Origin of the sequence: Kitasatospora sp. MY 5-36, from assembly GCF_001182915.1 — a bacterium.
Taxonomy (GTDB): Bacteria; Actinomycetota; Actinomycetes; order Streptomycetales; family Streptomycetaceae; genus Kitasatospora.
This window is the reverse complement of the sequence record NZ_LFVW01000125.1, coordinates 1-21,976: the sequence shown is the minus strand read 5'-3', so window position 1 is coordinate 21,976 and position 21,976 is coordinate 1. Positions and strand designations below refer to the sequence as shown.

General features: G+C 74.9%; 9 protein-coding genes. 8 read left to right on the top strand and 1 reads right to left on the bottom strand.

The features are described 5' to 3' along the window. Positions 1–103 precede the first annotated feature (103 nt). The 8 genes from AE652_RS09945 (at position 104) to AE652_RS46300 (ending at position 19,524) form a co-directional block, all read left to right on the top strand. The gene (locus tag AE652_RS09945) at positions 104–883 is read left to right on the top strand and encodes a thioesterase II family protein (RefSeq protein ID WP_234348321.1); all 780 of its coding nucleotides are present in this window, start codon (positions 104–106) and stop codon (positions 881–883) included. After that, positions 883–2,067 (top strand): cytochrome P450, encoded by a 1,185-nt coding sequence (locus tag AE652_RS09940; RefSeq protein WP_049650868.1) that lies wholly within the window; start codon positions 883–885, stop codon positions 2,065–2,067. The genes AE652_RS09945 and AE652_RS09940 overlap by 1 nt, the downstream gene beginning before the upstream one ends. A gap of 239 nt (positions 2,068–2,306) precedes the next feature. Further along, on the top strand, positions 2,307–2,528 hold the full coding sequence (locus AE652_RS09935) for an MbtH family protein (RefSeq protein WP_049650867.1): 222 nt from the start codon (positions 2,307–2,309) through the stop codon (positions 2,526–2,528). A gap of 8 nt (positions 2,529–2,536) precedes the next feature. After that, the gene (locus tag AE652_RS09930) at positions 2,537–3,523 is read left to right on the top strand and encodes a TauD/TfdA family dioxygenase (RefSeq protein ID WP_049650871.1); all 987 of its coding nucleotides are present in this window, start codon (positions 2,537–2,539) and stop codon (positions 3,521–3,523) included. 59 nt (positions 3,524–3,582) lie between these two features. Further along, positions 3,583–16,929 (top strand): non-ribosomal peptide synthetase, encoded by a 13,347-nt coding sequence (locus AE652_RS09925; protein WP_053112025.1) that lies wholly within the window; start codon positions 3,583–3,585, stop codon positions 16,927–16,929. 6 nt (positions 16,930–16,935) lie between these two features. Beyond that, entirely contained in the window at positions 16,936–18,231 is a 1,296-nt protein-coding gene (locus AE652_RS09920; protein ID WP_049650866.1) for an MFS transporter, read from the top strand. 110 nt (positions 18,232–18,341) lie between these two features. After that, entirely contained in the window at positions 18,342–19,154 is an 813-nt protein-coding gene (gene ddaH / locus AE652_RS09915) for a dimethylargininase (RefSeq protein ID WP_049650865.1), read from the top strand. Between the two features lie 157 nt (positions 19,155–19,311). Next, the gene (locus AE652_RS46300; protein WP_049650864.1) at positions 19,312–19,524 is read left to right on the top strand and encodes a hypothetical protein; all 213 of its coding nucleotides are present in this window, start codon (positions 19,312–19,314) and stop codon (positions 19,522–19,524) included. A gap of 47 nt (positions 19,525–19,571) precedes the next feature. Here AE652_RS46300 and AE652_RS09905 read toward each other — a convergent pair. Further along, the coding region (locus AE652_RS09905) for a tetratricopeptide repeat protein (protein ID WP_159028417.1) at positions 19,572–21,976 on the bottom strand (2,405 nt) is incomplete at its 5' end.

Here is a 21,976-nt window from a genome sequence, read left to right as displayed (position 1 = left end):
CGGCCGACCTGGCCGCCTTCACCGCCACCGTCGAACGGGCCGTCGCGGCCGGCACCGCCGCCCCCCGGCCCGCCCTGACCGCCCGCGCCCGGGCGGCCGGCGCATGACCACCGCCCTGCGGGTGCGGCCCCGCGTCGAAGGGGACTGGCTGTTCGTCCCCGTGCCCCAACCGCACTGCCCGTACCGGCTGTTCTGCTTCCCGCACGCCGGGGGCGACGCCACCGCCTACACCCCGCTGGCCCGCGCCCTCGCCCCGGTGGCCGAGGTCTGGGCGCTGCGCCCGCCGGCCCGCGGCGGCCGGCTCGGCCACCCGATGCCCGCGAGCTTCGACCTGCTGGTCGACGCCGTCCTGGAGGCCCTCGGCCCGCACCTGACCGGGCGGTTCGGCTTCTACGGGCAGAGCTTCGGCGCCCTGCTCGGCTACGAGGCCGCCCGGGCGCTGCCGGCCGGGCGGCGGCCCGAACTGGTCGTCGCCGCCTCCGCCTCGCCGCCCGCCGCCTGGGCCGGGGCGGACCGCCCCCAGTACACCGCCGACGAGCTGCTGCGCCTCGCCGGAATGGGGCAACTCGTCGAAGGCGAGGCCGAGTTGAAGGAGCACGCGCTGCGCGGCATTCGCACCGACCTGGACGTGGTCGACACCTACCGGCCCCGTCCGCACCCGCCGATCGGCTCCGCCCTGCACACCGTCGTCGGCGCCGAGGACCCGCTCCTGGCCGTCGGCGGCCTCGAAGGCTGGGCCGCCCACACCAGTGGCGGCTCCGGCCACCACGTCGTCCCCGGCGGCCACCTGCTCGCCACCGTCGACGGGCCCGGCCCGGTCGACCTGCTGACCTCCCTCATCGCGCGGCCCCGTACCGCGCACCTGTCCCGGACGGAGCACTGATGCCCACCACCACCGCGGTCGACCTCACCGACCCCGACCTCTGGGCGCGGCCCGACACCCCCGCGCTGGTCGCGGAGCTGCGCCGGGAGTCCGCCGTCCACCGCACCGACACCGTCGACGACGGGCCGGTCTGGTCGGTGCTCTCCTACCGGCACTCCGCCGAGGTGCTGCGCAACGCCGCCGTCTACAGCTCCGAGCAGGGCTCGCTGCTCGGCGCCGGCGAGGGCAACGTCCCGGTCGGCTCCGGCCGGATGATGGCCCTCACCGACCCGCCCCGGCACCGCGAACTGCGCGCCCCCGCCAACCCGTTCTTCTCGCCCGGCGCCGTGCGCGGGGCCGCCCGGGGCATCGCCGGACTCGCCGCCTCGATCGTCGACCGGGCCGTCGAACTGGGCGAGGTGGACCTCGTCGACGCGGTCTCCGCGCTGCCGCTGTCCGTCATGTGCGACCTGCTGGACGTCCCCGAGGGCGACCGCGAGATGGTCGAGCGGGTCTGCGACGTCGCGTTCCTCGGCCGCACCCCCGAGGAGCGCCGGGCCGGCCACCAGCAGCTCATCCCGTACCTGCTGCACCAGGTGATGCTGCGGCGCAGCGACCCGCGCGACGACCTGATCAGCATGATGGCCACCTACCGGGTCGGCGGGAGGCTGCTGCCGATCGAGGACGTCGTCCTCAACCTGGACAACATCGTGGTCGGCGGCGTCCAGACCGTCCGCCACACCGCAGCGATGGGCCTGTACACCCTGGTCCGGCACCCCGAGCTGTGGCGGAGCCTCCAGCGCGGCGAGGTCGGCATGGACTCGGCGCTGGACGAACTCCTGCGCTGGACCTCGGTCGGGCTGCACACCCTGCGCACCGCGAGCCGGGACACCGAGCTCGACGGGCGCACCATCCGGCGCGGCGACCGGGTCGCGGTCTGGGTCTGGTCCGCCAACCGGGACCCGGAGGCCTTCGACCGGCCCGAGGAGATCCTGCTCGACCGCGCCCCCAACAAGCACCTCGCGCTCGGCCTCGGCGCCCACTACTGCGTCGGCGCGCCGCTGGCCAAGGCCGAACTCGGCGGCCTGTTCACGGCGCTGCTGGAGCGCGTCGCCGTGATCGAGCAGACCGGGCCGGTCGTCCACAACCGCTCGATCATCAACTTCGGCCTGGACCGCTTCCCGGTCCGCCTCACCCCGCGCTGAACCGCCGGGTGCCGAGCCGGGCGACGGGACGGCGGGCGGGGTGGCAGGCGGGGCGGCGGGCGGGGCGGCCGACGGGGTGGCAGGCGGGGCGGCGGGACGGCGGGCGGGGTGGCAGGCGGCAGGGCCCAACTGCCGCGTTCCTGCCGCGACTCCTGCCCTTCCGCCCCGCGGCCCGCCCCTACCTTCGAAGCAACCCGAGCGAAGCAAGCCGAGCTTCGAAGAAACCCGAAGAGGACACCATGAGCAACCCGTTCGAGGACGACAGCGCCGGCTACCTGGTCCTGGCCAACGACGAGAACCAGCACTCGCTGTGGCCGGTCTGGATCGACGTGCCGGCCGGCTGGACCACCGTCCACGGCGAGGACACCCGCCAGGGCTGCCTCGACTACATCGAGGCCAACTGGACCGACATCAGGCCCGCCAGCCTGGTCGCCGCCCTCTCCGCCCCCGCCGACCGGTGACCGCCGCCATGCCGACCTGGGAACTGAACCCCGGCCGCCCGGCCCTCGCCCACGCGCCGCGCACCGCGGACATGGGCGAGGCCTGCGAGTGGCTGCGCGAGAACGAGAGCGCGCTCACCGACGCCCTGCACCGGTACGGCACCATCTTCCTGCGCGGCCTGCCGGTCACCGGCACCGAGGACGTCGCCGCCGTGCGCGACGTCCTCATCCCCGAGCGCACCCCCTACCGGGAGAAGGCCACCCCGCGCAGCGACTACGGCAACGGCGTCTACTCGTCCACCGACCTGCCGCCGGTCCAGCCGATCCGGATGCACAACGAGAACAGCTACACCCTGACCTTCCCCGGCCGGCTGCTCTTCGCCTGCCTGACCGCCCCCGACGAGGGCGGGGCCACCCCCACCGCGGACTGCCGCCAGGTGCTCGCGCAGCTGCCCGCCCACCTGGTGGAGCGGATGCGGACCGGCGGCTGGACGCTCACCCGCAACTACTCGGACTACATCTCGCTCGGCTGGCGCACCGCCTTCGCGACCGAGGACCGCGCCGAGGTCGAGGCCTACTGCAAGGAGAACGGCATCTCCTGCGAGTGGCTGGCGGACGGCAACCTGCGCACCACCCAGGTGCGCCCCGGCACCATCCGCCACCCGCGGACCGGCGAGCAGGTCTGGTTCAACCACCTCGCCTTCTGGAACGCGTGGTCGCTCGACCCGGACATCCGGGAGGCGATGACCGAGGAGTTCGGGCCGGACGGACTGCCGTTCAACACCGGCTTCGGCGACGGCGAGCCGCTGGAGCGCGCCGACGTCGACGCCCTCAACGAGGCCTACCACGCCGCCACCGTGCGGGAGCGCTGGCAGGTCGGCGACGTGATGCTGGTCGACAACGTGCTCTGCGCCCACGGCCGGGACCCGTACCGGGGCGGGCGCAAGATCGCCGTCTCGATGGGGCAGCCCCTGGAGATCCAGGACTGCCGGCCCACCGCGGGGCTCACCGTCTGACCGCCGTCCGTCCCCTCGACCAGCCCGTGCCGTCAGTAGACCCGAGTAGAGGAAGCACCGTGATCCCGGTTTCGTACGCCCAACAGCGGCTCTGGCTGATCGACCAGATCGAGGGGCCGACCGCGCTGTACAACCTGCCGTTCGCCCTGCGCCTGCGCGGCGCGCTCGACACCGCCGCGCTGCGTGCCGCGACGGCGGACGTGGTCGCCCGGCACGAGGCCCTGCGCACGGTGTTCCCGGTGGCCGGGGGAGTCCCGGTGCAGCGGATCCTGCCGGCCGAGGAGGCGCGACCGCGCTTCCTGGCCGAGGACTGCGCACCGGCCGACTACCCGGCCCGCCGGGACGCCGCGGCCGCCGAGACCTTCGACCTGAGCCGCGAACTGCCCATCCGGGTCACGGTGTTCACCCTCTCCCCGACCGAGCACGTGCTGCTCGTGGTGCTCCACCACATCGCCGGCGACGGCTGGTCGCTCGGCCCGCTGCTGCGCGACCTCGCCGAGGCCTACCGGGCCCGGCTGGCCGGCGGCGCCCCCGACTGGGAGCCGCTGCCGATCCAGTACGCCGACTACGCGCTCTGGCAGCGCGACCTGCTCGGCGACGAGCACGACCCCGAGAGCCTGCTCGCCCGCCAACTCGCCTACTGGCGCGAAGCGTTGGCCGGGCTGCCGGAGGAACTGGAACTGCCGACGGACCGCCCCCGGCCGCCCGCCCCCACCGGCGCCGCCGACTCCGTCGACCTCGCCTGGGACGCCGGCCTGCACACCGCCCTGCTCGACCTCGCCCACACCCACCGCACCACCCTGTTCACCGTCCTCCAGGCCGGCCTGGCCGCCCTGTTCACCCGGCTCGGCGCCGGCACCGACATCCCGCTCGGCACCGGCCTCGCCGGACGCGCCGACGAGGCCCTGGACGACCTGGTCGGCTTCTTCGTCAACTCCCTGGTCCTGAGAGCGGACACCTCCGGCGACCCGGGCTTCGCCGAGCTGCTCGGCCGGGTCCGGGAGGCCCAGCTCGACGCCTTCGCGAACCAGGACCTCCCCTTCGAGCGCCTCGTCGAGGAGCTCAACCCGCCCCGCGCGCTCGGCCGCCACCCGCTGTTCCAGACCCTGCTGGTGCTCCAGAACCACGGCCAGGACGCCGAACTCGCCCTGCCCGGGCTGGAGTCCGCCCCCGAACCGATCGGCCTGCGGGTCGCCAAGTTCGACCTCAACATCGGCATCGCCGAACAGCACGGCCCCGACGGCGCCCCCGCCGGGCTCACCGGCTCGATCGAGTACGCCGCCGACCTCTACGACCGCGCCACCGTCACCGCCCTCGCCGAGCGGCTCGGCCGGCTGCTGGCCGGCGCCGCCGCCGACCCCCACGCCCCCATCGGCACCCTGGAGCTGCTCGCCCCCGAGGAGCGCACCCGCGTCCTCACCGAGTGGAACGCCACCGACGCGCCCCGGTGGAGCGGCACCCTCGCCGAGTCCTTCGAGCGCCAGGCCGACCGCACCCCGCACGCCACCGCCCTCGTCCACGACGGCGGCACCCTCGACTACGCCGCACTCGACGCCCGCGCCAACCGGCTCGCCCACCACCTGACCGCCCTCGGCGTCGGCTCCGAGACCCCCGTCGCGATGCTGATGGAGCGCTCCGCCGACGTCGTCGTCGCCACCCTCGCCGTCCTCAAGGCCGGCGGCTGCTACGTCCCCATGCACCCCGGCCTGCCGCCCGAGCGGATGGCCGACGTGCTCGCCGACACCGGCGCCCCCGTGCTGCTCACCGACCGCGCCGACCCCGGCTTCCCGCACGGCGCCGCCGTGGTCCGCCCCGGCGACGAGGCCGGCGCCCCCGACCACCGCCCCGCCCTGCCCGTCCACCCGGACCGGCTCGCCTACGTGATGTACACCTCCGGCTCCACCGGCCGCCCCAAGGGCGTGGCCGTGCGCCACCGCGACGTCGTCGACCTCGCCGCCGACCGGCGCTGGCAGGACGGCCGCCACCAGCGCGTCCTGCTGCACTCCCCGCACGCCTTCGACGCCGCCACCTACGAGATCTGGACGCCCCTGCTGGCCGGCGGCACCGTCGTGGTCGCCCCGCCCGGCGCCCTCGACGCCACCGCCCTGCACGCCGTCACCGTCCGCCACGGCGTCACCGCCGTCTTCCTCACCAAGGCCCTGTTCGACCTCGTCGCCGAGCAGGCCCCGGAGACCTTCGCCGCCCTGCGCGTCGTCTGCACCGGCGGTGAGGCCGCCTCCGGCACCCTGCTGCGGCGCGTCCTGGACGCCTGCCCCGACCTGCTGCTCGCCCACGTCTACGGGCCCACCGAGACCACCACCTTCGCCACCCACCACCCGCTCGCCCCCGCCGACCTCGACGGCCCCCGGGTGCCGATCGGCGGCCCGCTGGACAACACGCGCGGCTACGTCCTGGACGCCCGGCTGCGCCCCGTGCCGCCCGGCGTCCCCGGCGAGCTGTACCTCGCCGGCGCCGGCCTGGCCCGCGGCTACCTCAACCGGCCCGGCCTGACCGCCGAACGCTTCGTCGCCTGCCCGTACCTGCCGGGCGAGCGCATGTACCGCACCGGGGACCTGGTCCGCCGGCGCGCCGACGGCGCCGTGGAGTTCCTCGGCCGGATCGACGGCCAGGTCAAGCTGCGCGGCTTCCGGATCGAGCTCGGCGAGATCGAGGCGGCGCTGTCCCGCCACCCCGCCGTCCGCCAGGTCATCGTGATCGCCCGCGAGGACCGCCCCGGCGACCTGCGGCTGGTCGCCTACTGCACCGCCGAGCCCGGGCTCACCCCGGACGGGCTGCGCTCCTTCGCCGGCACCGTGCTGCCCGGCTACATGGTCCCCGCCGCGGCCGTCCTGCTGGACGCCCTGCCGCTCAACGCCAACGGCAAGGTCGACCGCCGCGCCCTGCCCGCCCCCGACCTCGCCGCCGACGACACCGGGCGCGCCCCCCGCGACGAGCGCGAACGGGTGCTCTGCGAGCTCTACGGCGAACTCCTCGGCATCGACGACATCACCATCGACGACGACTTCTTCGCCCTCGGCGGCCACTCCCTGCTCGCCACCCGCCTGGTCGGCCGGGCGCGCACCGAACTCGGCGTCGAACTCGCCATCGGCGACCTCTTCCAGGCGCCCACCGTCGCCGGGCTCGCCGAGCGGATCGCCGAGCGCGCCGCCGGCGCCCCCGCCCAGGCCCGCCCGGCACTGCGGCCCGCCGTCCGGCCCGAGCGGGTGCCGCTCTCCTTCGCCCAGCGCCGCCTCTGGTTCCTCGCCCAGGCCGAGGGCCCCACCGCCACCTACAACATCACCCTCGCGCTGCGGCTGCGCGGCCCGCTCGACCCCGCCGCCCTGGCGGACGCCCTCGGCGACACCGTCCGGCGGCACGAGGCGCTGCGCACCGTCTTCGCCGAGCACGACGGCACCCCGTACCAGCGCATCCTGGACGGGCCCGTGGCCCCGCTGCTCACCACCACCGACCGCCCGGTGGACGAACTCGCCCGGCACGGCTTCGACCTGGCCGCCGACCTGCCCGTGCACGCCTACCTGCGGCCCGAGGGCCCGGACGAGCACGTCCTGGTCCTGGTCCTGCACCACATCGCCGGGGACGGCGCCTCGCTCGGCCCGCTCTACCGCGACCTCACCGACGCCTACCGGGCCCGCCAGGGCGGCCACGCCCCCGACTGGGAGCCGCTGCCCGTCCAGTACGCCGACCACGCGCTGTGGCAGCACGGACTGCTCGGCGACGAGGACGACCCGCAGAGCCTGGCCGCCCGCCAACTCGCCCACTGGCGCGAGGCGTTGGCCGGGCTGCCGGAGGAGCTGGCACTGCCCGCGGACCGCCCCCGGCCGCCGGTCGCCAGCCACCGCGGCGCCGTCGTCCCGCTGGAGCTCGACGCGGAGCTGCACGCCCGGCTCGCCGACCTCGCCGCCGAGCACGGCGCGACGCTCTTCATGGTCCTCCAGGCCGCCTACGCCACCCTGCTGCACCGCTTCGGCGCCGGCACCGACCTGCCGATCGGCACCCCGGTGGCCGGGCGCCTCGACGAGGCCGCCACCGACCTGGTCGGCTACTTCGCCAACACCCTGGTGCTGCGCACCGACCTCTCCGGCCGGCCGAGCTTCGCCGAACTGCTGCGCCGCGTCCGGGAGACCGACCTCGCCGCGTACGAGCACCAGGACACGCCGTTCGAACGCCTGGTCGAGGAGTTCAACCCGGTCCGCTCGCTGGCCCGGCACCCGCTGTTCCAGGTGATGCTGACCTTCGCCGCCGCCGCCGAGGGCGGCCCCGCCTTCCCCGGCGTGACGGCCACCGAGGAGCCGGTGGAGTACGGCACCGCCAAGTTCGACCTCAAGCTGGCGCTGACCGAGCGCCACCGCGCCGACGGCACCCCGGACGGGCTCGCGGGCGGACTGGAGTACGCCACCGACCTGTTCGACCCGGAGACCGCGCAGCGGCTGGCCGACGTGCTGGCCCTGATCCTGCGCCAGGCCGCCGCCGACCCGGAGCTCAGCGTCGCGGCGGCCGGGCTGACGCCCGCGGGCGGAGCGGCCGAACTCCGCAACTCCGCGGGGCCGTTGGCTTCGGAGGTGCCGCTGCTTCCGGCGGTGTTCGAGGAGCAGGCGGCGGCCACGCCGGAAGCGGTGGCGCTGGTGTGCGGTGACGAGGTGCTGACGTACCGGGAGTTGGACGCGCGGGCCTCCCGGCTCGCGGGCCGGCTGGTCGGTGCCGGGGTGACGCCGGGCGCGATGGTGGCGCTGGCGCTGCCGCGCTCGGTGGAGTCGGTGGTCGGGCTGCTCGCGGTGCTGAAGGCGGGCGGGGTGTACCTGCCGCTGGACGCCGAGTACCCGGCGGACCGCACCGCCTACACCCTGACGAACGCCGGGCCCGCGCTGGTGCTGACCGACGGCCGCTGGCCGCTGCCCGAACTGCTCGCCGAATTCCAGGTGTTGGACGTCACCGACGCGCCGGGTCCGGCGGAGTTCGCCAGGCCTGTCCTGGGCGGGGCGGATGCGGCGTACGTGATCCACACCTCCGGCTCGACGGGCCGTCCGAAGGGTGTGGTGGTCTCGCACGGGAGCATCGCCGCCCTGCTGGCCGGCCACCGCGCGACGCTGGTCGCGGACGCGGAGGCGGCGCACGGCAGGCTGCGAGTGGCGTTGACGGCTTCGCTCTGCTTCGACGCCTCGTTGGAGGTGGTGCTGTGGATGGTCGCCGGGCACGAACTGCACCTGATCGGTGACGAGGTGCGTCGGGACGCCCGGCAGCTGGTCCGCCACGTCCACGCGGTCGGGCTGGACGCGCTGCACGTCACTCCGTCGTACGCCGAGCAACTGGTCGAGGAGGGGCTGCTGGAGGAGCCCGCGCCGAAGCTGCTGCTGCTCGGTGGCGAGGCCATCGGGCAGGGCCTGTGGACCAGGCTGTGCGCGGCTCCGCTGACCGCAGGCCACACCATGTACGGCCCGACCGAGTCCACCGTGCACGCCCTCACCCGTCCCTTCGACGGCGCGGACCGGCCGGTGCTCGGCCAGACCGTCGCCGGGACCACCGGGTACGTGCTGGACGAGAACCTGAACCAGGCGCCGGTCGGCGTCCCCGGGGAGCTGTACCTGGCCGGCGCCGGACTGGCCCGGGGGTACCTGGGCCAGTCCGCTCTCACGGCCGAGCGGTTCGTCGCCAGCCCGTTCGTGGCGGGCGAGCGGATGTACCGCACCGGGGACCTGGTGCGCCGCGCCCGGGACGGTGAGCTGGAGTACCTCGGCCGGACCGACAACCAGGTGAAGATCCGCGGCTTCCGGATCGAACCCGGCGAGATCGAGGCCGTGCTGGCCGGCCACCCGGCCGTGCGCCAGGCCGCCGTGCTGCCCGACGACAGCGGCCGGCGCCTGGTCGCCTACCTGGTCGCCGACGGCCCCCTCGACGCGGCCGCCCTGCGCGCCTTCGCCGCCGAGTCGCTGCCCGGCTACATGGTCCCGGCCGCCTTCGTGGAGCTCGACGCCCTGCCGCTGACCGCCAACGGCAAGCTGGACCGCGCCGCGCTTCCGGCCCCCGACTTCGCCGCGCTGGCCGGCGGCCGGGCCGCCCGCACCCCGCAGGAGGAGATCCTCTGCGGCCTGTTCCGCGAGGTGCTCGGCCTCGACGTGGTCGGCGCCGACGACGACTTCTTCGAGCTCGGCGGCCACTCGCTGCTCGCCATCCGGCTGCTCAGCCGGGTCCGCGCGACGCTGGGCGCGGAACTCGGCATCCGGGACGTCTTCGAGGCGCCGACACCGGCCGGGCTCGCCGCCTGCCTCGGATCGGGGGCGGAGCGTCTCGCGCTGACCGCCTACGTCGAGCGGCCGGAGCGGGTGCCGCTCTCCTTCGCCCAGCAGCGGCTCTGGCTGATCGACCGGATCGAGGGGCCGAGCGCCCTCTACAACTCGCCGCTGGCGCTGCGCCTGACCGGCGAGCTGGACCAGGCGGCGCTGGAACGCGCCCTCGGCGACCTGGTCGCCCGGCACGAGGTCCTGCGCACGCTGATGGTGGAGACCGACGGCGAACCGCACCAGCTGATCCTGCCGGCCGGGGCGGCCTCGGTGCCCTTCGAGGTCCGGGACTGCCCGGCCGAGGAGGTCGGCGAGTCCGTCGACGCGGCCTCCCGCCGGCCCTTCGACCTGGCGGCCGAACTCCCGGTCCGTGCCCTGCTGTTGCGGGTCGACGCCGAGGAACACGTGCTGGTCCTGGTGCTGCACCACATCGCGAGCGACGGCTGGTCGACCCGCAAGCTGGTGCGCGACCTCGCCGCCGCCTACGCGGCGCGGACGGCCGGAACCGCGCCGCGACAGGCGCCGCTGCCCGTCCAGTACGCCGACTACGCGCTCTGGCAGCGCGACCTGCTCGGCGACGAGGCCGACGAGGAGAGCCTCTTCTCCCGCCAACTCGCCTACTGGAACGAGACCCTGGCCGGAATGCCGGAAGAGCTGGCGCTCCCGGCGGACCGCCCCAGGAGCGCCGCCGCCAGCCACCAGGGCGACCGGGTGGCACAGCTGCTCGACGTCGAACTCCACCGTGCGCTGCGGACCCTGGCGCGCGAGCAGCGGGTGACGATGTTCATGGCCATCCAGGCCGCCTTCGCCGCCCTGCTCACCCGGCTCGGCGCGGGCACCGACGTGCCGATCGGCTCCGTGGTCGCCGGGCGCTCCGACGAGGCGCTGGACGAACTGGTCGGGTTCTTCGTCAACACCCTGGTGCTGCGCACCGACACCTCGGGCAACCCGAGCTTCACCGAGCTGCTGGCCCGGGTCCGGGAGACCGACCTCGGCGCCTACGCCCACCAGGACGTGCCGTTCGAGCGCCTGGTCGAGGAGCTCAACCCGACCCGCTCGCTGGCCCGGCACCCGCTCTTCCAGGTCGCGATGGTGCTCCAGAACAACGAGCAGGCCGACGCCTCCTCGTCCGGCCTGTGGAACGGGGTGCTGCCGGCCGCCACCGGGGTCGCCAAGTTCGACCTCAACGTGACCGCCCAGGAGCTCTTCGGCCCGGACGGTGAGCCCGCCGGGATCGACTTCGCGCTCGACTACGCGACGGACCTGTTCGACCAGGAGACGGCCGAGGCGATCGTCCGCCACTTCGCCGGCCTGCTGGCGGCGGCCGTCGAGCGGCCGGACACCCGGATCGGGGCGCTGCCGCTGGTGAGCCCGGCGGAACTGGCCGAACTGCTGGGCGGTGCCACGCCGTTGGCTTCGGAGGTGCCGCTGCTTCCGGCGGTGTTCGAGGAGCAGGCGGCGGCCACGCCGGAAGCGGTGGCGCTGGTGTGCGGTGACGAGGTGCTGACATACCGGGAGTTGGACGCGCGGGCCGGACGGCTTGCGGGTCGGCTGGTCGGTGCCGGGGTGACGCCGGGGGCGGTGGTGGCGATCGCCTTGCCGCGCTCGGTGGAGTCGGTGGTCGGGCTGCTCGCGGTGCTGAAGGCGGGCGGGGTGTACCTGCCGCTGGACGCCGAGTACCCGGCGGAGCGTACCGGGCACATCCTGGCGGACGCACTGCCCGCGCTGGTGCTGACGGACAGCCGCTGGCCGCTGCCCGAGGTGCTGGCCGAGCTGCCGGTGTTGGACGTCACGGACGTTCCCGGACCGGTGGAGTTCACTAGGCCTGTCCTGGGCGGGGCGGACGCGGCGTACGTGATCCACACGTCCGGCTCGACCGGTCGTCCCAAGGGTGTGGTGGTCTCGCACGGCAGCATCGCGGCCCTGCTGGCCGGCCATCGCGCGACGCTGGTCGCGGACGCGGAGGCGGCGCACGGCAGGCTGCGAGTGGCGTTGACGGCTTCGCTCTGCTTCGACGCCTCGTTGGAGGTGGTGCTGTGGATGGTCGCCGGGCACGAACTGCACCTGATCGGTGACGAGGTGCGTCGGGACGCCCGGCAGTTGGTCCGCCACGTCCGCGAGGTCGGGTTGGACGCGTTGCACGTGACTCCGTCGTACGCCGAGCAGTTGGTCGAGGAGGGGCTGCTGGAGGAGCCGGCGCCGAAGCTGCTGCTGCTCGGTGGCGAGGCCATCGGGCAGGGCCTGTGGACCAGGCTGTGCGCGGCTCCGCTGACCGCAGGCCACACCATGTACGGCCCGACCGAGTCCACCGTGCACGCCCTCACCCGGCCGCTTGACGGCGTGGACCGGCCGGTGCTCGGCCGGGCTGTCGCGGGGACGGCCGGGTACGTGCTGGACGAGCACCTGAACCTGGTCCCGCGTGGGGTGGCGGGCGAGTTGTACCTGGCGGGTGCCGGACTGGCCCGCGGGTACCTGGGACGCGCCGCTCTCACGGCGGAGCGGTTCGTCGCCAGCCCGTTTGTGTCGGGTGAGCGGATGTACCGCACCGGGGACCTGGTGCGTCGTGCCCGTGACGGTGAGCTGGAGTACCTGGGCCGCACCGACGACCAGGTGAAGATCCGCGGCTTCCGGATCGAACTCGGTGAGATCGAGGCCGTGTTGGCGGACCATCCGGCTGTCCGTCAGGCCGTGGTGACCGTTCGGGAGAGCGGGGACGGGGACCGTCGGCTGATCGCCTACTGCGCGGTGGCCGAGGCTTCCACTTCCGAACTCGGTGGCGCACTGCGCCGGTTCACGGCCGAGTCGCTGCCCGGCTACATGGTCCCGGCCGCCGTGGTGACGCTCGATGCCCTGCCGCTGACCGGCAGCGGGAAGGTCGACCACCGTGCCCTGCCCGAACCCGACCTGGCAGCATTCGCGCCGGCCGGTGGCCGGGCGGCCCGTACGCCGCAGGAGGAGATCCTGTGCGGTCTGTTCGCGGAGGTGCTCGGCCTGGACGTGGTCGGGGTGGAGGACGACTTCTTCGCGCTGGGCGGGCACTCGTTGCTCGCGACCCGGTTGCTCAGTCGGGTGCGCTCGACGCTGGCCGCCGAGTTGGCCGTTCGGGACGTGTTCGAGGCGCCGACGCCGGCCGGGCTGGCGGCCCGCCTGGGTTCGGGGGCGGAGCGTCTCGCGCTGACCGCCTACGCCGAGCGGCCGGAGCGGGTGCCGCTCTCCTTCGCGCAGCAGCGGCTCTGGCTGATCGACCGGATGGAGGGGCCGAGTGCGGTGTACAACCTGCCGCTGGTGCTCCGTGTGACGGGTGAGCTGGACGCCGACGCCCTCGGTTCGGCCCTGGGCGACCTGGTCGCCCGGCACGAGGTCCTGCGCACGCTGATCGAGGAGGAGGACGGCACCCCGTACCAGCGCGTCCTGCCGGCCTGGGCGGCCCGGGTGCCCGTCGAGCTGCTGCCCGAGGGCACCGCGCCGGAGGCCTGCACCGGGCGCCCGTTCGACCTGGTCGCCGACCTGCCGATCCGGGCCCACCTGATCCCGGCCGGGCAGGCCGAGTACCTGCTGGTGCTGGTGCTGCACCACATCGCTGGCGACGGGTGGTCGATGGGTCCGCTGCTGCGGGACCTCGCCGCCGCCTACGCGGCGCGGACGGCGGGCACCGTGCCCGAGTGGGCGCCGCTGCCGGTCCAGTACGCCGACTACGCGCTCTGGCAGCGCGAGCTGCTCGACGAAGCGGACCAGGACGGACCGATGGCACGCCAACTCGGCTACTGGCGCGAGGCGCTGGCCGATCTTCCGGAGGAGCTGGCGCTGCCGGCGGACCGTCCGCGGGGTGCCGTGGCCAGTCACCGGGGTGACCGGGTGGTGCTTCCGTTGGGTGCCGAACTGCACCGTGCGCTGGTGACGTTGGCGCGTGAGCAGCGGGTGACGATGTTCATGGCCGCGCAGGCGGCGCTCGCCGCTCTGCTGACCCGGCTCGGTGCCGGGACGGACATCCCGATCGGTTCGGTGACGGCGGGGCGTTCGGATGAGGCGGTGGACCAGCTGGTCGGCTTCTTCGTCAACACCCTGGTGTTGCGCACGGACACCTCGGGCAATCCGAGCTTCACGGAGCTGCTGGCCCGGGTCCGGGAGACCCAGCTCGATGCCCATGCCCATCAGGATGTGCCGTTCGAGCGTCTGGTCGAGGAGCTCAACCCGGCTCGTTCGCTGGCCCGGCATCCGCTGTTCCAGGTGATGCTGGTCCTTCAGGGCGGCGGTGACACGGCGCCGCTGGACGCGGCCGGGCTGGACGTCTCGGTCGAGCCGTCCGGTCGTGCGGTCGCCAAGTTCGACCTGAGTGTCGGCATCGGTGAGTCCTTCGGTCCGGACGGCGCGCCGGCCGGTCTGGAGTGCGTGCTCGACTTCGCGACGGACCTCTTCGACCAGGAGACGGCCGAGGCGATGGTCCGCCACTTCGCCGGCCTGCTGACGGCGGCCGTCGAGCGGCCGGACACCCGGATCGGGGCACTGCCGTTGGTGAGTCCGGAGGAGCGGGCCGAACTGCTCGGTGCTGCGCGGCCGTTGGCTTCGGAGGTGCCGCTGCTTCCGGCGGTGTTCGAGGAGCAGGTGGCGGCCACGCCGGAGGCGGTGGCGTTGGTGTGCGGTGAGGAGGTGCTGACGTATCGGGAGTTGGATGCGCGGGCCGGACGGCTTGCGGGTCGGCTGATCGGTGCCGGGGTGACGCCCGGTGCGGTGGTGGCGATCGCCTTGCCGCGCTCGGTGGAGTCGGTGGTCGGGCTGCTCGCGGTGCTGAAGGCGGGCGGGGTGTACCTGCCGCTGGACGCCGGGTACCCGGCGGAGCGCACGGCCTACACCCTGGCGGACGCCGAGCCCGCGCTGGTGCTGACCGACGACCGGTGGCCGCTGCCCGAACTGCTGGCAGAACTCCCGGTGTTGGACGTCACGGACGTGCCCGGGCCGGCGGAGTTCACCAGGCCCGTCCTGGACGGGGCGGACGCGGCGTACGTGATCTACACCTCCGGCTCGACCGGCCGCCCGAAGGGTGTGGTGGTCTCGCACGGCAGTCTCGCCGCGCTGCTGGCCGGCCACCGGGCGGGCATGATGGCGGGGGAGGAGAACCGGAAGTTCGCGCTGACGGCCTCGCTCTGCTTCGACGCCTCCTGGGAGGGCCTGCTGTGGATGGTGGTCGGGCATGAACTGCACCTGATCGACGACGAGGTCCGCCGGGACGCCGGGCAACTGGTCCGCCATGTGCGCGAGTCGGCGATCGACGTGGTGAACGCCACCCCGTCCTTCCTGGTCCAACTGGTCGAGGAGGGCCTGCTGGAGGCGCCGGCGCCGAGCGTCGTGCTGGTGGGTGGTGAGGCCGTCGGCCAGGCACTGTGGACGCGACTGCGGGAGACCCCGGGACTGCGGGCGTACAACCTGTACGGCCCGACCGAGTCCACCGTGGAGGCCCTGGAGCAGCCGCTCGACGGTTCGGACCGGCCGGTGCTCGGCCGGGCCGTCGCCGGGACCGCCGGGTATGTGCTGGACGAGCACCTGAACCCGGTGCCCGTCGGCATCCCCGGGGAGCTGTACCTGGCGGGCGCCGGACTGGCCCGGGGCTACCTCAACCGGCCCGGCCTGACCGCCGAGCGCTTCGTCGCCAGCCCGTTCGTCGCGGGTGAGCGGATGTACCGCACCGGGGACCTGGTGCGTCGTGCCCGTGACGGTGAGCTGGAGTACCTGGGCCGCACCGACGACCAGGTGAAGATCCGCGGCTTCCGGATCGAACTCGGGGAGATCGAGCAGGTGTTGACGACTCACCCCGAGGTCGCCGCGGCCGTCGTCCGGCCGGACGACAGCGGCACCCGACTGGTCGCCTACCTGGTCACCGACCGCCCGCTCGATCCGGCCGGACTGCGGGCCTTCACCGCCGAGCGGCTGCCCGCCCACATGGTGCCCGCCGCCTTCGTCGCGCTGCCCGCCCTGCCACTGACCGGCAGCGGGAAGGTCGACCACCGCGCTCTGCCCGCACCGGAGTTCGCCGCCCACCCGGCCGGCCGCCCGGCCCGCACCCCGCGCGAGCAGCTGCTCTGCACCCTGTTCGCCGAGACCCTCGGCCTGGAGCGCGTCGGCATCGACGACGACTTCTTCGATCTGGGCGGGCACTCCCTGCTCGCCATGAAACTGCTCTCGCGCGTCCGCACCGCCCTCGGTGTCGATCTCGGCATGCGGGCGCTGTTCGAGGCGCCCACGGTGGCCGGGCTGGACGGCCGGCTCGACCAGGGCCCGGCGGCCGACGCCCTGGACGTGCTGCTGCCCCTGCGCACCGGCGGCGACCGGCCCCCGCTGTTCTGCGTCCACCCGGCGGCCGGCATCAGCTGGGTCTACTCCGGGCTGCTGCGCCACCTCGATCCCGGGCAGCCGGTGTACGGCCTCCAGGCCCGCGGCCTGCGGGGCGGGGCGCCGGCCAGCGTCGCCGAGATCGCCGAGGACTACGTACGGCAGATCCGCGCCGTCCACCCGTCCGGCCCGTACCACCTGCTGGGCTGGTCGTTCGGTGCGGTGGTCGCCCAGGAGATGGCCGTCCGGCTCCAGGCCGAGGGCGCGCCGGTCGGGCTGCTGGCCCTGCTGGACGGCGGCCCGGCGGTCCGCACCGATGCCGCCCCGCCGTCCGAACCCGCCGACACGGTGGACGAGTTGCTGCGCTCGCTGGGCTACGACCCGGCGGACGGCAGCGGCCAGGCCGATCTGGCGGCGGTGCTCGGTGAGGCCGCGCACGTCCTGCCCGAGGTGTTCGACCGGCACCGCAAACTGATGGCCGAGCACCGGCCCCAGCACTACCGGGGCGATGCCGTCTTCTTCGGCGCCACCCTCGGCAAGCCGGCCGACTGGCCGTACGAGGAGGCCTGGCGGCCTCACCTGGACGGGCTGATCGAGGGCCACCGGCTGCCGGTCGGCCACGGCGACCTGGCCCGGCCGGAGCCGCTCGCCCGGATCGCCGCCGTGCTCGCCGACAAGTTGCGGGCCGAGAGCGCCGGCACCACCGACAGCGCACGCACCACCGACAGCGCCGGCACCACCGACAACGCCGAGAAGTCCCAGAACACCGAGAAGTCCGGAGCGTGAGCCGCGATGACCACCACCGTCCCGATCGAGTCACCGGCACCGCCGGACCGGCCGCGCAGCAGGTGGGGCCTGTGGGCCCACGGGGACTTCCGCCGGCTCTGGATCGGTGAGACCACCAGCAACTTCGGTACGGCTGTCGGGAGCGTGGCGCTGTCCCTGGTGGCCGTGGTCACCCTGGGCGCCAGCCCCCTCGCGGTGGGCGTGATCAACGCGGCCGCCTGGCTGCCCTGGCTGTTCCTCGGCCTGCTGGCCGGCGCCTGGGTGGACCGCTGGCCCCGGCTGCGGGTGATGCTGGTCTGCGACCTGCTGCTGCTCCTCCTCTTCGGCAGCGTGCCGGTGGCCAGTTGGCTGGGGGTGCTCTCGCTGGCCCACCTGGTGGTGGTGGCCCTGCTGACCGGGGCGGTGAAGGTGTTCTTCTCCACCGCCTACGGCGCGGTGCTGCCCACCCTGGTCGGCAAGGCCGACCTGCTGGAGGCCAACGTCAAGCTGCGCTCCGGCGCCTCGGCGGCCGAGATCGCCGGCCCGGGCGCGGCCGGTCTGCTCTCCCAGGCGTTCGGCGCCGCCAGCGGGATGTTCGCGGACTCGCTCACCTACCTGGTGTCGGCGGTGTTCCTGCGGCGGATCAGGACGGAGGAGCGCCCCCCGCCGGTGTCCGAGCGGCGCGGCATCCCGCGCGAGATCGGCGAGGGTGTCCGGTTCCTGCTGCGCGACCCGTACCTGCGGACGTTCGCCTGCTTCGCGGCGGTCGGCAACCTGGGGCTGAACGGCATCCAGGCGGTGCAGACGGTCTTCCTGGTGCGCAGTGTGGGGCTCGAACCGGGCGCGGTGGGCGGGGTGTTCGCGCTGGTGAGCGTCGGCGGACTGGCCGGCGCGATGCTGGCCGGACGGGTCGCCCGCAAGCTGGGCAGCGCCCGTGGGCTGCTGGTCTGCGAACTGGTGGTCGCGCCCTTCATCCTGCTGCTGCCGCTGGCGGGCGACCGGCTGCCGCTGGTGGTCAGCGCGCTCGCCTGGGCGGTCGCGGTCTGCGGGGTGGTGGCGGGCAACGTGCTCGCCGGCAGCTTCTCCCAGGGCTACTGCCCGCCCGCGATGATCGGCCGGATCCGGGCCAGCTCCGCGACCCTCAACTACAGCGCGATCCCGGTGGGCGCCCTGCTCGGCGGCTACCTCGGCGAGGCGATCGGCGCCCGCAGCACGATCTGGCTGATGGCGGGCGTGCTGCTGTCGGCGGGCGCGGTGCTGCTGGCCAGCCCGCTGCGCGGCCTGCGCGACTTCCCGACCCGGCCGCCGGCCCCCACGGCCTGACCGGCCCCCGCCTGCACCGCTCGCACCGCCCGTACTGCCCGTACTGCCCGTACTGCCCGTACCGCCCGTGACGCCCCTGCCGCCCGTACCCGACTTCCGAGGAGCTTCCGATGGCCCGCACCGCCCGCCCGCGCCACTACCTGATGTGCCGTCCGACCCACTTCGACGTCACCTACGCGATCAACCCCTGGATGGACCCGGCGAAGCCGGTGGACACCGACCTGGCCGTCGCCCAGTGGGAGCGGCTGCACGCCCTGTACGGCGAGCTCGGCCACCGGGTCGACCTGATCGACCCGCTGCCCGGCCTGCCCGACATGGTCTACGCGGCCAACGGCGCCACCGTGGTGGACGGCAGGGTGCTCGGGGCGCGCTTCCGCAACACCGAGCGGGCCGCGGAGGGCCCGGCCTACCTGGAGTGGTTCCGCGCCCGGGGCTTCGAGACCCGCGACCCGGAGTACGTCAACGAGGGCGAGGGGGACCTGCTGACGACGGCGAGCTACGTGCTGGCCGGGCGGGGCTTCCGCAGCGTGGCCGACGGGCACGCGGAGGCGCAGGAGTTCTTCGGCCGCCCGGTGGTCGGCCTGGAGCTGGTCGACCCGCGCTTCTACCACCTGGACACCGCGCTCGCCGTGCTGGACGGCGACGAGATCATGTACAACCCGGAGGCCTTCTCGGCCGGCAGCCGTGCCGTGCTGCGGCGGCTGTTCCCGGACGCGCTGCTGGCGGACCGGGCCGACGCGGAGGTGTTCGGCCTCAACGCGATCAGCGACGGCCTGCACGTGGTGCTGCCGGAGGCGGCCGTGGGACTGGCCTCGCGACTGCGCGAGCGCGGCTTCCGGCCGATCGGGATGGACCTCAGCGAGCTGCTCAAGGGCGGCGGCAGCGTGAAGTGCTGCACCCTGGAGATCCGCGCGACGGCCTGAGCGGGCGGCCTGAGCGGGCGGTCCACCGAGCACCGGTGATCATTGGTGATCACCGGTGCTCGACTGTAGATCGACCGTTGAACGCTCCCGGCCAGACTGGTGCCACACCACGACGGAACCCCTTCCCAGCAGGGAAGCGAGCCGAGGAGTACCAGAGATGACGCAGCGTCCAGCCACCACCATCCGCACCCGCCTCCGGCTGTTCACGGTCGGCCTCGGGGTGACCGTCGCCCTGGGCGCCGGCCTCTCGGTGACGGTCGCCGGGGCGGCGGCCGACGCCGGGGTGGCGACGGTGGTGAGCGGCGGCGGCGCGACGCCGACGCCCACCCCGACCGGCGGCAACGGCGACTGGAACAGCACCGGCTCCTGAGCACACCGGTTCCTGAACACACCGGAACCGCCAGCAGGATCGATTCCTCAGCAGCCCGAGGAGAGCCGGTCGGCGGCCCGCCGGACCGCCCGGCCCGACGGGGTCGACGGATCCGGACCCTCGGCCCGGGGCAGCAGCCCCGCCACCTCCGCCGCCTCCGGCAGCCCCAGCCGGACGAAGATCCGGTGCGCCTCCCGCAGCCGTCCGTACGCCTCGGCCTCCCGCCCGAGGTCGGCCAGCGTCCGGCCCAGCACCAGCAGCGCGTGGCCCTGGTCCCGCTCGGCACCCAGCTCCTCGCACAGCTCCAGCGCCTGCCCGGCGTGCTCCAGCGCCTCCTCCGTCCGGCCGAGCGAGCGCAGACTGTCCGCCATCCGGTAGCGGGCGTGCCCGGCCCGGGCCCGCAGACCGGACGCCGAGGCCACCGCCAGGCACTCGCCGAACCAGGTGACCGCCTCCTCGTGCCGCCCCAGCCCGTGCAGCGCCAGCCCCAGCACGTACAGCGTGTACGCCCGGCCCGGATCGTCGTTCCGGGTCCGCAGCTCGGCCAGCGCCTCGTGGCAGATCGGCACCGCCTCGGCGGCCCGCCCGCTGCGCACCCGGGCCAGCGCCGCGTTCACCGTCGTCACCAGCGCCCCGGAGCGGTGGCCGAGTTCGCGGGCCAGCAGCAGCGCCTCGTCGTAGTGCCCGACGGCCTCGTCGTAGCGGCTGAGGAACTGGCAGACCAGGCCGAGGTCGTTCAGCGCCTGGCGCAGGATCACCGTGTCGCCCGCCGCGCGGGAGGCGGCCACCGCCAGCCGGGAGGCCGCCTCCGCCTCGTCCAGCCGGGTGGCGGCCAGGGCGACGTTGCCGCGCAGGAAGTGCGCCCGACCAGCTGCCCGGTGGTCGGCGCGGTGGACCGCGGCGGCGGCCAGGGCCTCCGCGGTGGTGGCCAGCTGGCGGCTGGGCGGGGCGAGGACGAACGGCGTGAGCGCGATCAGCAGGTCGATCGCGGCGCGCAGCGGGTCCGTGGTCGGTCCGTCGAAGGGGTCCGGTGCCGGGGCCGGTGTCGGGCCGTCGGCGGGGTCGCCGGTCGGGCCGTCGGTGTCGTCCGCGACGCTCCAGCCCGCCACCTGCGCGGCCAGCGCGATCGCCCCGGAACCCTCCGCCTCGGCCCAGGCCCGCGCCCCGTCCGGGCCGTCCAACGGGACGCCCGCGCTACGGGCCGGCCCGAGTGCGCCGGCCGCCGGATCCCCGGGGACGGCGTGCTGGAAGGCCGAGCACGCGGTGGCCAGCAGGTGGTCCAGCATCCGGTCGCGGGCCGCCACGGCCGCGCCGGGATCGTCCGGACGGCGCCGGGCGAACGCGCGCAGCAGGTCGTGGAAGCGGTAGCGGCCGGGGAAGGGCGACTCCATCATCGCCACGTCCACCAGGGCCTCCAGCAGGTCCTCGGCGTCGTACTCGTCCAGGTCCAGCAGGGCGGCCGCGGCCTGCAGCCCGAGGTCAGGCCCGTCCACCGAGGCGGCCAGCCGGAACGCCCGGGCCTGGGCGGGCGTCAACTGGCGGTAGCTCAGCTCGAAGGCCGCCGCCACCTCCAGGTCGCCGATCCGCAGCTCGTCGATCCGCCGCCGCTCGACCGCCAGCCGGCGGCCCAGCGTCTGCACCGTCCAGCTCGGCCGGGCCGCCAGCCGGGCCGCCACGATCCGGACCGCGAGCGGGAGGTGGCCGCAGACGAGCAGCAGCTCCCGGGCGGCCTGCGCCTCGGCGGCCAGCCGCTCGGCGCCGATGGTGCGGCCCAGCAGCTCCAGCGCCTCCTCGGGTTCGAAGACGCCGAGGTCGGCCTGGACGGTCGCGGGCAGGCCGGACAGCCGGGTCCGGCTGGTGGTGAGCACGGCACAGCCGACCGCACCCGGCAGCAGCGGTCTGATCTGCGCGGTGTCGTGGACGTTGTCGAGCACCAGCAGCAGCCGCCGGCCGTCCACCGCCGAGCGGAACAGCGCCGAGCGGGCGTCCAGACCCTCCGGCACCGCGTCGGCCGGCACGCCGAGCGCCACCAGGAAGCCGCTGAGCACCGCCTCCGGATCGGCCGGGGTGGCGTCGGCGCCGCGCAGGTCGACGTAGAGCTGCCCGTCCGGGTAGGCCTCGCGCACCCGGTGGGCGACGTGCAGGGCCAGCGCGGTCTTGCCGACCCCGCCCATGCCGACCACGGTCGCGATCACCAGCGCCTGCTGGCCCGGTGCGCCGGGGTTTCTGTCGGGCGCCCCTCCGTGCGCCCCGCCGAGAGCCTTGCCCAGCCGTTCGACCAGGACCGATCGGCCGGTGAAGTCGGCTGCGTCGGGCGGCAGTTGGGCCGGTCTGGGGGTCGGTGTGCTGCTCCCGGCCGGGGCGGTGTTCCCGGCCGGTGCGGTGGCGGGAGCGTTCGGTGCCGCCGGTCCGGCGGGCGGGTCCGGTGCCTCGGCCCCGGGCGCGGCCGGCT